Source organism: Flavobacterium jumunjinense, assembly GCF_021650975.2.
Taxonomy (GTDB): domain Bacteria; phylum Bacteroidota; class Bacteroidia; order Flavobacteriales; family Flavobacteriaceae; genus Flavobacterium; species Flavobacterium jumunjinense.
The window spans coordinates 2,626,685-2,639,786 of the sequence record NZ_CP091285.1 but is presented as its reverse complement, the minus strand read 5'-3'; the positions used below and the strand labels follow the sequence as shown (position 1 = coordinate 2,639,786).

At 30.5% G+C, this 13,102-nt stretch carries 12 protein-coding genes; 10 read left to right on the top strand and 2 right to left on the bottom strand.

The features are described 5' to 3' along the window. The first annotated feature begins 38 nt into the window (after window positions 1-38). Window positions 39-2,240 (top strand): tetratricopeptide repeat-containing hybrid sensor histidine kinase/response regulator, encoded by a 2,202-nt coding sequence (locus L2Z92_RS11710; RefSeq protein ID WP_236453282.1) that lies wholly within the window; start codon window positions 39-41, stop codon window positions 2,238-2,240. Here the strand turns inward: L2Z92_RS11710 and L2Z92_RS11705 are convergent. Next, entirely contained in the window at window positions 2,224-3,036 is an 813-nt protein-coding gene (locus L2Z92_RS11705; protein ID WP_236453280.1) for a purine-nucleoside phosphorylase, read from the bottom strand. The genes L2Z92_RS11710 and L2Z92_RS11705 overlap by 17 nt on opposite strands. Continuing rightward, window positions 3,008-4,015, bottom strand: coding sequence for a tetraacyldisaccharide 4'-kinase (gene lpxK, locus L2Z92_RS11700; protein ID WP_236453278.1), 1,008 nt, complete (start codon window positions 4,013-4,015; stop codon window positions 3,008-3,010). The genes L2Z92_RS11705 and lpxK overlap by 29 nt, the downstream gene beginning before the upstream one ends. Before the next feature lie 161 nt (window positions 4,016-4,176). Here lpxK and L2Z92_RS11695 point away from each other — a divergent pair, with 161 nt between their 5' ends. From L2Z92_RS11695 to L2Z92_RS11655, 9 genes are all read left to right on the top strand, one after another. Further along, a complete protein-coding gene (locus L2Z92_RS11695; protein ID WP_236453277.1) occupies window positions 4,177-5,271 on the top strand; it encodes a Nif3-like dinuclear metal center hexameric protein in 1,095 nt (364 codons plus the stop codon). Between the two features lies 1 nt (window position 5,272). Further along, window positions 5,273-6,052 carry a zinc ribbon domain-containing protein gene (locus tag L2Z92_RS11690; protein WP_236453275.1) on the top strand — a complete coding sequence of 260 codons (780 nt, stop codon included), beginning with the start codon at window positions 5,273-5,275 and terminating at the stop codon, window positions 6,050-6,052. A 214-nt stretch (window positions 6,053-6,266) separates the two neighbouring features. Continuing rightward, the gene (gene rluF / locus L2Z92_RS11685) at window positions 6,267-7,058 is read left to right on the top strand and encodes a 23S rRNA pseudouridine(2604) synthase RluF (protein WP_236453273.1); all 792 of its coding nucleotides are present in this window, start codon (window positions 6,267-6,269) and stop codon (window positions 7,056-7,058) included. 6 nt (window positions 7,059-7,064) lie between these two features. Then, window positions 7,065-7,517 (top strand): hypothetical protein, encoded by a 453-nt coding sequence (locus tag L2Z92_RS11680; protein WP_236453271.1) that lies wholly within the window; start codon window positions 7,065-7,067, stop codon window positions 7,515-7,517. 44 nt (window positions 7,518-7,561) lie between these two features. After that, a complete protein-coding gene (locus tag L2Z92_RS11675) occupies window positions 7,562-8,902 on the top strand; it encodes a DEAD/DEAH box helicase (protein WP_236453269.1) in 1,341 nt (446 codons plus the stop codon). 139 nt (window positions 8,903-9,041) lie between these two features. Continuing rightward, on the top strand, window positions 9,042-9,581 hold the full coding sequence (locus tag L2Z92_RS11670) for a helix-turn-helix domain-containing protein (protein WP_236453267.1): 540 nt from the start codon (window positions 9,042-9,044) through the stop codon (window positions 9,579-9,581). A gap of 104 nt (window positions 9,582-9,685) precedes the next feature. Next, window positions 9,686-11,167, top strand: a complete 1,482-nt coding sequence (locus tag L2Z92_RS11665) for a class A beta-lactamase-related serine hydrolase (RefSeq protein ID WP_236453263.1) — start codon at window positions 9,686-9,688, stop codon at window positions 11,165-11,167. Between the two features lie 235 nt (window positions 11,168-11,402). Beyond that, window positions 11,403-12,671, top strand: coding sequence for an MDR family MFS transporter (locus L2Z92_RS11660; RefSeq protein ID WP_236453260.1), 1,269 nt, complete (start codon window positions 11,403-11,405; stop codon window positions 12,669-12,671). Window positions 12,672-12,741: 70 nt separating this feature from the next. Next, on the top strand, window positions 12,742-13,101 hold the full coding sequence (locus L2Z92_RS11655; protein WP_236453257.1) for a BlaI/MecI/CopY family transcriptional regulator: 360 nt from the start codon (window positions 12,742-12,744) through the stop codon (window positions 13,099-13,101). Window position 13,102 lies beyond the last annotated feature (1 nt).

The following is a 13,102-nucleotide window of genomic DNA, read 5'->3' as shown; positions in this document are numbered from 1 at the left end:
AACGTTTACTACTAATTAACAACTAATTTCTATTAATAATGAGGAGCTTATTATTTGCTTTATTCTTTTTTTGCTCAATAAGTCACTCGCAGTCACTTTTAAAACTAACAACAGAAATTAATGATAGTATCGATTTCTATCTTGAAATAGCATCGTTCAACAAAGAAGATAAACGCTACTTTAACAAGGCTATAATTTATACTGAAAAAGCTATCGATTATGCTAAAAAAAACAAACTTCATTCTAAATTGCCCGATTGTTATTTAGTTCTTGGTGGTGTTTATTATGATTTAGGCAGACCAGATACTGCTATTGAAAATTTTATTAGAAGTATTAATCTTTATAAAAAAGATGTTCCAAGTGCCAATTTAGCATTAGCTTATTATAGCTTAGGAAAATGTTATCTTGAAAAAAATAAAATTGATCTTGCCGAAATCTATTTTAAAAAATCGGGAGAAATTTATACTGCTTTAAATTTCCTTGATGCTATTGAATTAATCAATATCCAAAAGGGAATTATTCAGAAAAACAGAGGAAAATATGACAATGCTATAGCCATTTTCAAATCTGTTATTCAATCTATTAACAACAATACTTTTGTAGATACAAAAATTGAAGCTTATTATCAAATTGGCGAAATTGAAAATTTAAAACACGAACCAAGTAGCGCTATTAGTTATTTTGAAAAAGCCTTAATTTTAAATAGTAAACATTCTAAAAACATTCAATTACAGAAAAAGATATTAAAACAATTAAGCGATACCTATAAAAAAGATAATCAATACGATAAGTCTCAAATTTATCTTGAACGTTATGTTGACATTGCCGATTCTTTAGACAACTTTTACAACAATTCGCTATCTGAAAACACTTTCGACAGAATTCAATTTGATAAACAATTGAAAACCATTGAAGAACTAGACAAAGAGAAAAAAAGTCAACAGAAAACGATACGTTTCACAAAATTAATAAGTATACTTAGTATTGCACTAATTTCAATTTTATCGCTACTTAGTTTGTCATTATACAAAAACAATAAAATTAGAATTAGTACGAACAAACTATTAAAAGAAAAAAACAAAGAATTAACCATTGAAAAAGATAGAGCAGAAAGAGCCAACAAAGCACGTTCAGAGTTCCTTGCAACCGTTAGCCATGAGTTACGAACACCTTTAAATGCTATTAACGGAATTGCATATATTCTTTTAAATGAAAAGCCAAAAGCAACACAGTTAAACTATTTAAAATCGTTAGAATTTTCCGGAAAATACCTTCTCACTTTTATTAATGATATTTTAGAAATTAACCGATTAGAATCGGACAAAGTACTTGTTGAACACATCAATTTCGATTTGGTAGACTTAGTAGAGAATATCAAAATTTCTTTCAACGAATTCATTATTGAAAACAATATTAATTTCCATCTTTTAATAGATAGTTCTATCTACCCTTATACTATTGGAGATCCTACAAAACTGTCACAAGTATTAATCAATTTGGTTAACAATGCTATTAAGTTTAGTAAAAATGGAGATGTTTGGTTAATAATTAAAAAACTAGAAGAAAGAGAAAATAATACAACTCTTTCTTTTGAAGTAAAAGACAACGGAATTGGAATTCCAAAAGATAAACAAGAAACAATTTTCGACAGTTTTAGTCAAGGTTCTGTTGAAATAAACCGAACTTATGGAGGAACAGGTCTAGGACTTTCTATTGTTAAAAAAATATTAGAAATTTTAGGAAGTAACATCCATTTAGAAAGCGATGCAAACAAAGGCACAAGCTTACAATTCGACCTAACTTTTGGTATTGGTGAACCCTTAGAAAAGAAAGAACCTATTACGCTAAACAAGAAAAATGCTTCTAATAAAAAAAGAAGGATATTATTAGTTGAAGACAATAAGATAAACCAAATGATTACCCAAAAAATGCTGGAACAAAAAGGCATTCCTTCGGTTATTATTGATAATGGTGAAGAAGCCATTGAACATTTAAAAACCAACAAATATGATTTGGTTCTTATGGATGTTCATCTTCCTGGTATTAACGGAACAGAAGCAACTTCTGAAATTAGGAAATTTGATACCAAAACTCCTATTATTGCTTTAACAGCAATTTCTTTAAATGAAAACAGAGAAATGTTATTGTCTTTTGGAATGAACGAAGTAATAACAAAACCATTTGTTCCTGAAGAGTTTTATGAAATCTTATTTAGCTTTCTTTCTAATAATGAAGAATAAAGTTTTTGATTAAATTTCGAACATGTGGCTCGGCTTTTTTAGCTGCTTCCAATACTTCTTCGTGATTTACTTCTTCAATACTTTCTTCATTACCCATATCGGTAATTACAGAAATACCAAAACAATCCATGTTCATGTGTTTGGCAACAATTACTTCTGGAACTGTAGACATTCCTACACAATCTGCTCCAATATTTTTAACCATTTTATATTCCGCTAGTGTTTCAAACGTTGGTCCTTGTAAACCTAAATACACACCTTCTTGAACAGCTATATTTAAAGTCTTTGCAATCATTTTTGCTTTAGCAATCATATCCTTAGAATAAGGTTCACTCATGTTTACAAATCGTGGTCCAAATCGTTCGTCATTAAAACCTCTTAAAGGATGCTCGGGCATCATATTCACATGATCCTTAATAATCATAATATCCCCCACTTGAAATACAGGATTCACACCTCCAGATGCATTAGAAACTATTAATTTTTCTATCCCCAATTGCTTCATTACACGAATTGGAAAAGTAACTTGTTTCATGTCGTAGCCTTCATAATAATGAAATCTGCCTTGCATTGCCATCACTTTTTTATCTCCAATTGTTCCAAACAATAAAGCTCCTTTATGTCCTTGAACAGTAGAAACAGGGAAATTAGGAATTTCTGTGTAAGGTATCGAAAACGCAACTTGAATATCTTCTACAAAACCACCTAAACCAGATCCTAAGACCACACCATATTCTGGAACAAAATTCGTTTTATTCTTAATATAATTAACTGTTTCTGCTACCTTTTCCCACATAATCTATTATCTTTTTATTAAAATCTTCCTTATTTTGAATTAGCTTACTTTTTATTGGCAAATAATACAATTGATTACTTTCAATGCTTCCCTTCAATCGCACATAATCTTTCTCTGTAGTAATAATTCTTTTTTGCTTTGCAACCTCTTTAATTCTATTGATATCATCACTAGAAAAATCATGATGATCTGGAAAAGTCAATTTCTCGTCAACTTCATTTTCAAGATAATTAAAAAACAAATCTGGCTTTGCAATACCTGCTAAAAGTAACTTAGCTTCATTTAAATCGTTTACTTTTACCTTACTATTATCAGTGTAAACAAAATCATCATATTCAATTGTACTAAAATAAACGGGTACATTTACCTTTAGTTTTTGCCTAATTCTTTCCTGTGCAAGTTCAGTAATATTTGCAGGACATTTTGTGACAATTATCATATTCGCTCTTTTTTTTCCAAAAGAAGGCTCTCTTAGATTTCCAAAAGGCAGAATATAATCATCACAAAACAATTCATCATGAGTAGTTAAAAGTACATAGAAACCTGCTTTCACTTTTCTATGTTGAAATGCATCATCTAACAGAATAACATCGGGTTTATGTTGCATCAATTGAGAAATTCCATTTCTTCTATCTGCATCAACCGCAACATGAACGTGAGGAAATTTAGAGTAAAACTGAAAAGGCTCATCACCTAGCGTTTTTGCAGTTGCAGAAGCATCCGCCAAAACAAAACCTTTCGATTCCCTTTTATAACCTCTGCTTAATGTTGCTATAGAAAAATCGCCCAGCAAACGAATTAAATATTCAATTTGAGGAGTTTTTCCTGTACCACCAACGCTCAAATTTCCTACTGCAATGATAGGAACATCAAAAGATTGACTTTTAAAAATGCCAACATCGTATAAAAAATTACGCAAATATGTTACTATCCAATATATAAATGCTACTGGAAAAAGTATTTTTCTTAAAAAAATCATAGCACGAAAATAGTATTTTTTTAGTTCTTATTTTTATCCTATAGTGTTTATTCGTTTCTTTGTTATGCTAAGAATTAAATTAATGAATTTTATAACAGACAACAAGCTGTTACTAATATTTAGAATAATTCTCTTAGCTAATAAAAAATAACCGAATACAAATGAAACTTTTTGAAATACTACCTATACTTGAAGAACTAGCTCCTTTAGCCTATGCAGAAGATTTTGACAATGTAGGTTTACTAGTTGGAAATCAGAACGAAGATATTAATGGAGTTTTAGTTTGCCATGATGCGCTAGAAAGCGTTATCGATGAAGCTATAGCTAAAAAATGCAATCTTGTTGTTTGCTTCCACCCTATTCTTTTTAGCGGATTAAAGAAAATAACAGGTAAAAACTATGTAGAAAGAGCTATTGTAAAAGCAATAAAAAATGATATTGCTATTTATGCAATTCACACCGCTCTAGACAACCATCAAGAAGGCGTTAATAAAATATTTTGCAATGCACTTGGGTTAATAAACGCAAAAGTTTTAATTCCAAAAGAAAACTTTATTAAAAAACTCGTTACTTATACTGTTCCAGAAAACGCAACAATTTTACGTAACGCATTATTTGAAGCAGGTGCAGGAAGAATTGGAAACTATGACGATTGCAGTTTTAACAGTAATGGAATTGGCACCTATAAAGGTAATGAATATAGCAATCCAGAAATTGGAGAAAAACATAAATTTACAGAAACCAACGAAATAAAAATCGAGGTTACTTTTGAGAAGCATTTAGAATCGAAAATTTTAAAATCGCTCTTTAAAAACCATATTTATGAAGAAGTTGCCTATGAAATTTACGCTTTAACCAACAAACATCAAAATATTGGTCTAGGAATGATCGGTGAATTTGAAACACCAATGAACGAGACGGAATTCCTAACATTTGTTAAAAACAAAATGCAATGTGGAGGCATTAGACACAGTGCTTTCATTAACAAAAACATAAAAAAAGTAGCGGTTTTAGGAGGTTCAGGAAGTTATGCAATAAAAAACGCACTACAAGCTGGTGCCGATGCTTTTTTAACGGCAGACCTTAAATACCATCAGTTTTATGAAGCAGAAAACAAACTGCTTTTAGCAGATATTGGTCATTTTGAAAGCGAAAGATATACAAAAAATTATATTGTTGATTATCTTAAAGAAAAAATCACTAATTTTGCAGTCGTTTTATCAGAAGAAAATACAAATCCTGTTCAATACTTTTAATATGGCAAACAAAAAAGAACTTAGCGTAGAAGATAAATTAAGAGCACTATATGCTTTACAGCTAGTTGACTCAAAAATTGACGAAATACGTAATGTTAGAGGAGAACTTCCTCTTGAAGTTGAAGATTTAGAGGACGAAGTTGCCGGTCTAAGCACTCGTTTAGATAAATTAAAATCAGATCTAGAAGCTGTCGATGTTCAAATCAAGGAAAAGAAAAATGCAATCGATGAGCACAAAACAAGCATAAAAAAATATTTAGATCAACAAAAAAATGTTCGTAACAATAGAGAATTTAATTCTTTAACGAAAGAAGTTGAATTTCAAGAATTAGAAATTCAATTGGCTGAAAAGCACATTAAAGAAATGAAAGCTTCTATTGAGCATAAAAAAGAAGTGTTAGGGCAAACTAAAGAAAGATTAGATGCTAAACAATCACACTTAAAGCACAAAAAAGCAGAATTAAGCGACATTATGTCTGAAACTGAAAAAGAAGAGAACTTCTTATTAGGAAAATCAGAAGAATATCAAGGACAAATTGAAGATCGTTTATTAGCGGCTTACACTAGAATTAGAACAAGTGTTAGAAATGGCTTAGCGGTTGTTTCTATTGAGCGTGGAGCATCTGCTGGATCATTCTTTACTATTCCACCACAAACACAAATGGAAATTGCTGGTCGTAAGAAAATCTTAACCGATGAGCACAGTGGAAGAATATTAGTAGACAATGTTCTTGCTGAAGAAGTTAAAGAAGAAATGGATAAATTATTTGCAAAAATATAATAGTTTAACCAACAAAATAAATTTTAAATCCTGAAAGTAATCTTCAGGATTTTTTTTAGTTTTATTTTTAAGACATTTCAATTCAAAATAAACGATTCAAAAATCAAGATGAATTTAAATATAAAAACATAGATTTTCGTTTGTTTACAATAAAGAAATATTAGAACCCAATTAAATAAACTAACAGAAAACGAAAAAAAGCTATCTTTGCACCATGGAAGAAGAAAAATTAGTTCGTATTAATAAGTTTTTATCTGAATCGGGATATTGCTCTCGCAGAGAAGCCGATCGTTTAATTGAACAAGGTCGCATTACAATTAACGGAGTTGTTCCAGAAATGGGTACAAAAATAGGACCGAATGATGAAGTAAGAGCCAACGGACAACTTATTCAAGAGAAAAATGACAATCGAATTTATTTAGTACTCAACAAACCTACAGGTATTGAATGTACTACAAATTTAGATGTTAGAGAGAATGTAGTTTCTTATCTCGATTACCCAGAACGTGTTTTCCCTATTGGTCGTTTAGATAAAGCCAGTGAAGGTTTATTATTATTAACCAATGATGGTGATATAGTAAACAAAATTCTGAGAGCAAGAAACAACCACGAAAAAGAATATATCGTTACAGTAAACAAAACCATTACTGATCGTTTCATTGAAAGTATGGCTAACGGAATTCCGATTCTTGATACAATTACTCGAAAATGCAAAGTAGAACAAGTAAGTAAAAACACTTTTCGAATTGTTTTAACACAAGGATTGAATCGTCAAATTCGTAGAATGTGTGAATACCTTGATTATGAAGTAGTAGCCTTAAAACGTACTCGAATCATGAATATCTCGCTTGATGTTCCTGTTGGAGAATATCGTTTATTAACAGCTAAAGAAATGGAAGGATTAAACGAATTAATATCACAATCAAGTAAGACAGAAGAAGCAAGTTTACCAAGCAATAAAAGTAAATTTACTGGAAGCAGAAATTACGATGAAAGAAACAGATAGTTATATATGAAAAAGTTTAGTTTTTTTATTCTTGTCTTGTTTATATTAAGTTGTTCTTCAACTACTACCGTAATACCTGAAAGATTAGATCCAATTCATATAGAAAATGCTAAGCAATTTGCTTTTTCACAGTTTAATAGTTGCGCTACAGGAAATTATATTCCAATTACAACAAAAGTTGCGACACCAGGTTTAGTTAGAAATTTAGTACTAGAAGAAATGAAGCTCTCCTGTACAAAAATAAATAAAGACTATGGGAAACTGCTCTCTTTAAAAATTGATCAAACTCGAATTTATAAAAAAACATTAATTTATAGGTTTAAAGCCACCTATTCCAAAATTGAACATACTCCAGAAATTAGAGTATATTCTACATTAGAACATAAATATTCGGGATTAATTATAAAACCAGAATATTTAGAAAAATATACTCCTTTCAAACCCGAAACAAAGATATAGGAACAACATTATTTCCTGCTCTTTTAAAAAACAAACCAAAAAAAATGTCAAATCAATTTTCCAAGTTAGGAATTGCGCTACCAATACTAAAAAGTTTAACCGATTTAAAAATCGATACTCCAACAGAAATTCAAGAGAAAACAATTCCTGTTTTATTAAAACAAACAGACGATTTTGTAGGTTTAGCTAAAACCGGAACTGGAAAAACAGCAGCTTTTGGATTGCCGTTACTTCAATTAATCGAATCGGATAATCAAAATATCCAAGCGGTAATTTTAGTCCCAACAAGAGAGCTAGGTCATCAAATTTTTAGCAATATGGAAACTTTTGCTAAATATTTACCAGAAATTTCTATCACGGCAACTTGTGGAGGAATTCCTATTAAACCACAAATTGAGCGTTTATCTAAACCAACACATATTGTAATTGCTACTCCAGGTCGTTTAATCGATTTAATTAAGCGAAATGCCATCAACATTAAGCAAGCAAAGTATTTAATACTTGATGAAGCTGATGAAATGGTAACGGTTTTAAAAGAAGGACTAGACGAAATTATAACGGAACTTCCAAAAAGCAGAAGAACACTATTGTTTTCTGCAACAATGCCTGGAACAATTAAGCAACTAATTCAAAACTACATGTCTAAGCACGTTACGCAAGTGAGTGCTAATATGGAAACCGTTGGAAACAACAGTATCGATCATCAATATGTAGTAGTTGATCCTATTGAAAAGTTAGACGTTTTAATGCACTTCTTAAATTCAAGAGAAGGTGAACGCGGTATTATATTCTGTAAAACAAAAGCTGCCGTTAACAAATTAGCTAAAAACTTAGCTATTAATCGGTTTTCTTCTGGAGCATTACACGGAAGTTTAACACAGCCGATTCGTGATCGTATTATGGATCAGTTTCGTGAAGGACATATCAATATATTAGTTGCTACCGATTTAGCTGCGAGAGGAATCGACGTTAAAGAAATTTCATATGTAGTAAACTATCATTTACCTGATGTTTATGAAGCATATGTACATAGAAGTGGAAGAACAGCTAGAGCTGGAGCAAATGGTTTATCGTTAACGGTTTTACAAGAAGAAGAAACAGCCGAATTAGCTGATTTTCAAAATGAATTAGGTATTCGTTTCACAGAGTTTAAAAAACCAGATCATCAAAGTATTGAAGACAACAATGCTTTTCTATGGGCAAAACAAATTTTCAAAACGAAACCTAATAGTGAAATTTCTCCTGCTTTAAAAGATCAAATAAAAACTGTTTTTCATCATTTAACGAAAGATGAATTGATTGAGAAATTGTTAGCTAATTATGTTTTGCAAAATAAAAGTGAAGTTGTTGTAAAAGAAAAAAAACTAGGAAAAAAGAAAAGATAATTTTTTTCTCATTTTTGGTAAAACACATAATAAATGGTCTCCTTCAAATTTTATATTTGTTTGAGACCATTTTAATTTAGAACTTATTAAAAAATAGTTTTTAAATTAGTCGCTCATTAGAATATTTAAAAAAATAGCGATGTCTCAACTTCTTATTTACAGAGAAAAATTAAATTTAACACAAGAACAATTAGCGACAAAAGCCAATGTTTCAGTTAGAACCATTCAAAGAATTGAAGCAGGCACTATTCCAAAAGGACATACATTAGATGCTCTATGTAAAGCCTTAGATATTAGTAAAGAAGAATTACTTCAAAAAAACATTCAGGAAACCAAAAACAACTATCAACTCCTAAAATACATTAATCTTTCTTCATTACTACTGCTCTTTATTCCATTAGGAAGCATTATTGCTCCCCTAATACTTATGCATTGGAAAAAAGAAGTTAACAGCATTACTAAACAAATTGTATCTGTTCAAATTGTATGGACAATTGCTTTCCCTATTATTACATTGGCAATTGCTTTTATTGGAAAATGGCTTTCATTAAACAAGCAAGTACTTCCTCTAACAATGGTACTATTATTTATAATTAATGTTTATATTATTCTTCGGAACGCTATCGAAATCAACAAAAACAAAAAACTATACATCGGACTGAATTTCAATCTATTCTAAAAAATGTCAGCACATTGTCGTGCCATTGTCGGGTTCATTTTATGCTTTTTGTTTGCTAAAAAACATACTATTGCAGTAACAAAAACAATTAAAGAAACCGTATTATGAAAACACTATTTCATCTCTTTTTACTATTTACATCTTCACTCCTTTTTACTCAAGTAAGTACTGATTCAAATTTATACAAAACTATTCTTTCACAAGACAGCTTGCTTTTCAACGTTGGTTTTAACACTTGCGATATGCATCAATTTGAAAACCTTTTGAGTGATACTTTTGAGTTCTTTCATGACAAAGATGGCGTCAGTAATAAAAAAGAATTCTTGTTTAACTTACGCAATGGTTTATGTAAAAATCCAACTGAATATCAATCTAGAAGAGAATTATTACCCGAAAGCAGTAAAGTTTTTCCACTCTACAAAAACAACAAACTATATGGAGCTATTCAAATTGGAGTGCATCAATTCTATGAGACAATGCCACCAAGAAAAGAAGTTTTCGCTAGTTCTGCAAAATTCACTCACGTTTGGCAATTAGAAAATGAAGTTTGGAAGTTATCACGGTCTTTAAGTTATGACCATCAAGAAAAATTGGCAAACATTCCTCAATATTCATTATTTGATGATGATAAAGCTATTGAAAAATGGCTTCTAGAAAGCAACGTACCAACATTAGGTTTAGGAATAATAGACAAAGGAAAGTTAAAACAAATTAAAGTCTTTGGAGAACTCAAAAAAGGAACTTCAGCACCATACAACACACTATTCAATGTAGCTTCATTAACAAAACCTATCACAGCAATTGTTACATTAAAACTAATAAGCCTTGGAAAATGGAATTTAGATGAACCGCTCTACAAATACTGGATTGATCCTGATATTTCAAAAAGTCCAAATTTAAAAAAACTCACTACTAGATATATTTTAAGTCATCAAACTGGTTTTCCGAATTGGAGATATATGAATGATTCAGGAAAACTAGATTTCAAATTTACACCAGGTACAAAATATCAATATTCGGGTGAAGGTTTTGAATATTTAAAAAAGGCATTAGAAATTAAATTTAAAAAAACACTAGATGAGCTCGCAAAAGAACTAGTGTTTGAACCTTTGCAGATGAATGATACTGAATTTTATTGGAGTAAAAAAACTGACGAAAGTAGATTTGCTATTGGATACAATCCTGATGGAGTTGCCTATGAAACTTTTAAAAACAAAACAGTAAGTGCTGCTGATGACCTATTGACCACAATTGAAGATTATGGTACTTTTTTAGTTAGCGTCATGAACAATGACGGATTATCTAAATCAGTATTTGATGAAATGACTACAAATCAAGTAGCAACAAAGACAGGAAAATACTTTGGCTTAGGTTTTGAAATTTACGATTTAGGAAATGGAGAAATCGCACTTTCTCATGGCGGATCAGACAAAGGAGTACAGACCATTGTTTTCATTTTTCCAAAATCAAAAAAAGGAATTCTTATATTTACTAATGTAGATGATGGTTATAAAGTTTATGAGAAGTTATTGTTGCATTATTTAGGAGAAAACGGAAAAAAAATAATCGAAATAGAAACGAAATAAGAATAACTAATATCTAATTATCATTTAGTAAAATCGCTTTAAAGATTTTTTATTCTAAAAGAACGTAAGTATGTGTTTTACCTAAAAACTTCTTTCTAGCGATCTGTTTCTTGATTTACATTTCTTCAAATAATTCTTCAATATAAAAGAATCTCCCTCTTTTTAAGATATATTTATATCCCTACAAACCTGTTTCCATAACTCGATTTCGTACCTTTGAATTTTAAGCGAAATCATGTTAAAAAGAGCCTTTCAAAACTACATCAATAACTTCAAAGGGTTTTCTAGAGAAATCTGGATTTTAACCCTAATTACCTTCATCAACAGAACTGGAACAATGGTTCTTCCATTTCTTTCAAAGTACTTAAAAGAAGATTTAGGCTTCACATATGATCAAGTGGGTTGGATAATGGTTAGTTTCGGATGTGGTTCTATGACTGGTTCTTGGCTAGGTGGTAAATTATCGGATAAGATTGGCTTCTATAAAATAATGATTTTCAGTCTTCTGACTAGTGGATTAATGTTCTTTGGTTTGCAACATATTACTACTTTTGAAGGTTTAGTAGTTGCTATTTTCTTGATAATGTCGGTTGCTGATATGTTTCGTCCAGCAATGTTCGTTTCATTAGCAGCTTATGCTAAACCAGAAAATAGAACAAGAGCACTCACATTGGTTCGTTTAGCCATTAATTTGGGCTTTGCAGCTGGACCAGCAATTGGTGGTTTAATTATTATGAATATAGGCTACAAAGGTTTGTTCTGGGTAGACGGTGTTACTTGTGTTCTAGCTATTCTTATTTTTTGGAAATTAGTAAAAGAGAAAGAAAAATCTAGTTATCAAGATAAAGTGAATCCAGGAGAAGTTTTAACTTCTTCAGTTTTCAAGGATCTTCCTTTTTGGATATTTCTAACCACTTGTTTAATTACAGGAATACTCTTTTTTCAACTTTTCACAACGCTTCCACTCTATCACAAAGAGCAATTTAATCTAACCGAATTTAGAACTGGGCTATTACTTACATTTAATGGTGTTTTAATTTTCTTCATGGAAATGCCGATAGTAAGTTACATAGAAAAAAAACAATTCAACAAAGCAAAAATTGTATCCATTGGTACATTCATAATGGGAAGTTGTATGTTTTTATTGCTTTTCGACAAATGGGAAGGTATTCTATGGTTAATGATGTTTATAATGACATTTGGAGAAATGCTTGTTTTTCCATTTGCAAATTCTTTCGCAATGAGTCGTGCTCCAAAAGGTCACGAAGGCAGATATATGGCTATTTTTAGCATGAGTTATAGTTTAGCTCATATTTTTTCTGCTAAAACAGGAATGGAAAACATCCAAACAACAGGTTTACAAATATTTGGCTACGAATTATCGGGTTATCAATTCAATTGGGCATTCATGGGAACACTCGGACTGATTGGTGCTTTATTAAGTTTTTGGGTCTATATAATCGTTAAAAAAGAGCAAAAAAACAGTTTAAAACTTAAAAACTAGTTAAATAACTATTTATTTAGTTGTATAACTATAAAAATAGTTATACGTTTGTCATAACAAAAAAAATGTTATGCAAAAGCTCACGAATAAAGAAGAAGAAATTATGCAAATTTTATGGAAGCTAAAAAAAGCTTTCGTAAAAGACATTCTTGAAGAAATTACCGAAGAAAAACCACATTACAACACCTTATCTACAATTGTTAGAAATTTAGAAGAGAAAGAATATGTTGGCTATACTGCCTATGGTAAAACACACCAATATTTCCCTATTGTTACTATTGAAGAGTATAGAAAAAAATTCATGAACAATGCTATTGATAATTATTTCAATAGTTCCTACAAAAATTTAGTTTCCTTTTTTGCTGAAGAAGAAAAAATTTCGGCTGACGAACTTCGAGAAATTTTAGATATTATCGAGAAAAAGAAATAAT

Bases quoted from the DNA above. Each gene is read 5' to 3' on its own strand.
- L2Z92_RS11660 (WP_236453260.1), top strand. From the start codon at position 11,403: ATGTTAAAAAGAGCCTTTCAAAACTACATCAATAACTTCAAAGGGTTT.
- rluF (WP_236453273.1), top strand. From the start codon at position 6,267: ATGGAAGAAGAAAAATTAGTTCGTATTAATAAGTTTTTATCTGAATCG.
- L2Z92_RS11680 (WP_236453271.1), top strand. From the start codon at position 7,065: ATGAAAAAGTTTAGTTTTTTTATTCTTGTCTTGTTTATATTAAGTTGT.
- L2Z92_RS11665 (WP_236453263.1), top strand. From the start codon at position 9,686: ATGAAAACACTATTTCATCTCTTTTTACTATTTACATCTTCACTCCTT.
- L2Z92_RS11675 (WP_236453269.1), top strand. From the start codon at position 7,562: ATGTCAAATCAATTTTCCAAGTTAGGAATTGCGCTACCAATACTAAAA.
- L2Z92_RS11710 (WP_236453282.1), top strand. From the start codon at position 39: ATGAGGAGCTTATTATTTGCTTTATTCTTTTTTTGCTCAATAAGTCAC.
- L2Z92_RS11695 (WP_236453277.1), top strand. From the start codon at position 4,177: ATGAAACTTTTTGAAATACTACCTATACTTGAAGAACTAGCTCCTTTA.
- L2Z92_RS11655 (WP_236453257.1), top strand. From the start codon at position 12,742: ATGCAAAAGCTCACGAATAAAGAAGAAGAAATTATGCAAATTTTATGG.
- L2Z92_RS11670 (WP_236453267.1), top strand. From the start codon at position 9,042: ATGTCTCAACTTCTTATTTACAGAGAAAAATTAAATTTAACACAAGAA.
- L2Z92_RS11705 (WP_236453280.1), bottom strand. From the start codon at position 3,036: ATGTGGGAAAAGGTAGCAGAAACAGTTAATTATATTAAGAATAAAACG.
- lpxK (WP_236453278.1), bottom strand. From the start codon at position 4,015: ATGATTTTTTTAAGAAAAATACTTTTTCCAGTAGCATTTATATATTGG.
- L2Z92_RS11690 (WP_236453275.1), top strand. From the start codon at position 5,273: ATGGCAAACAAAAAAGAACTTAGCGTAGAAGATAAATTAAGAGCACTA.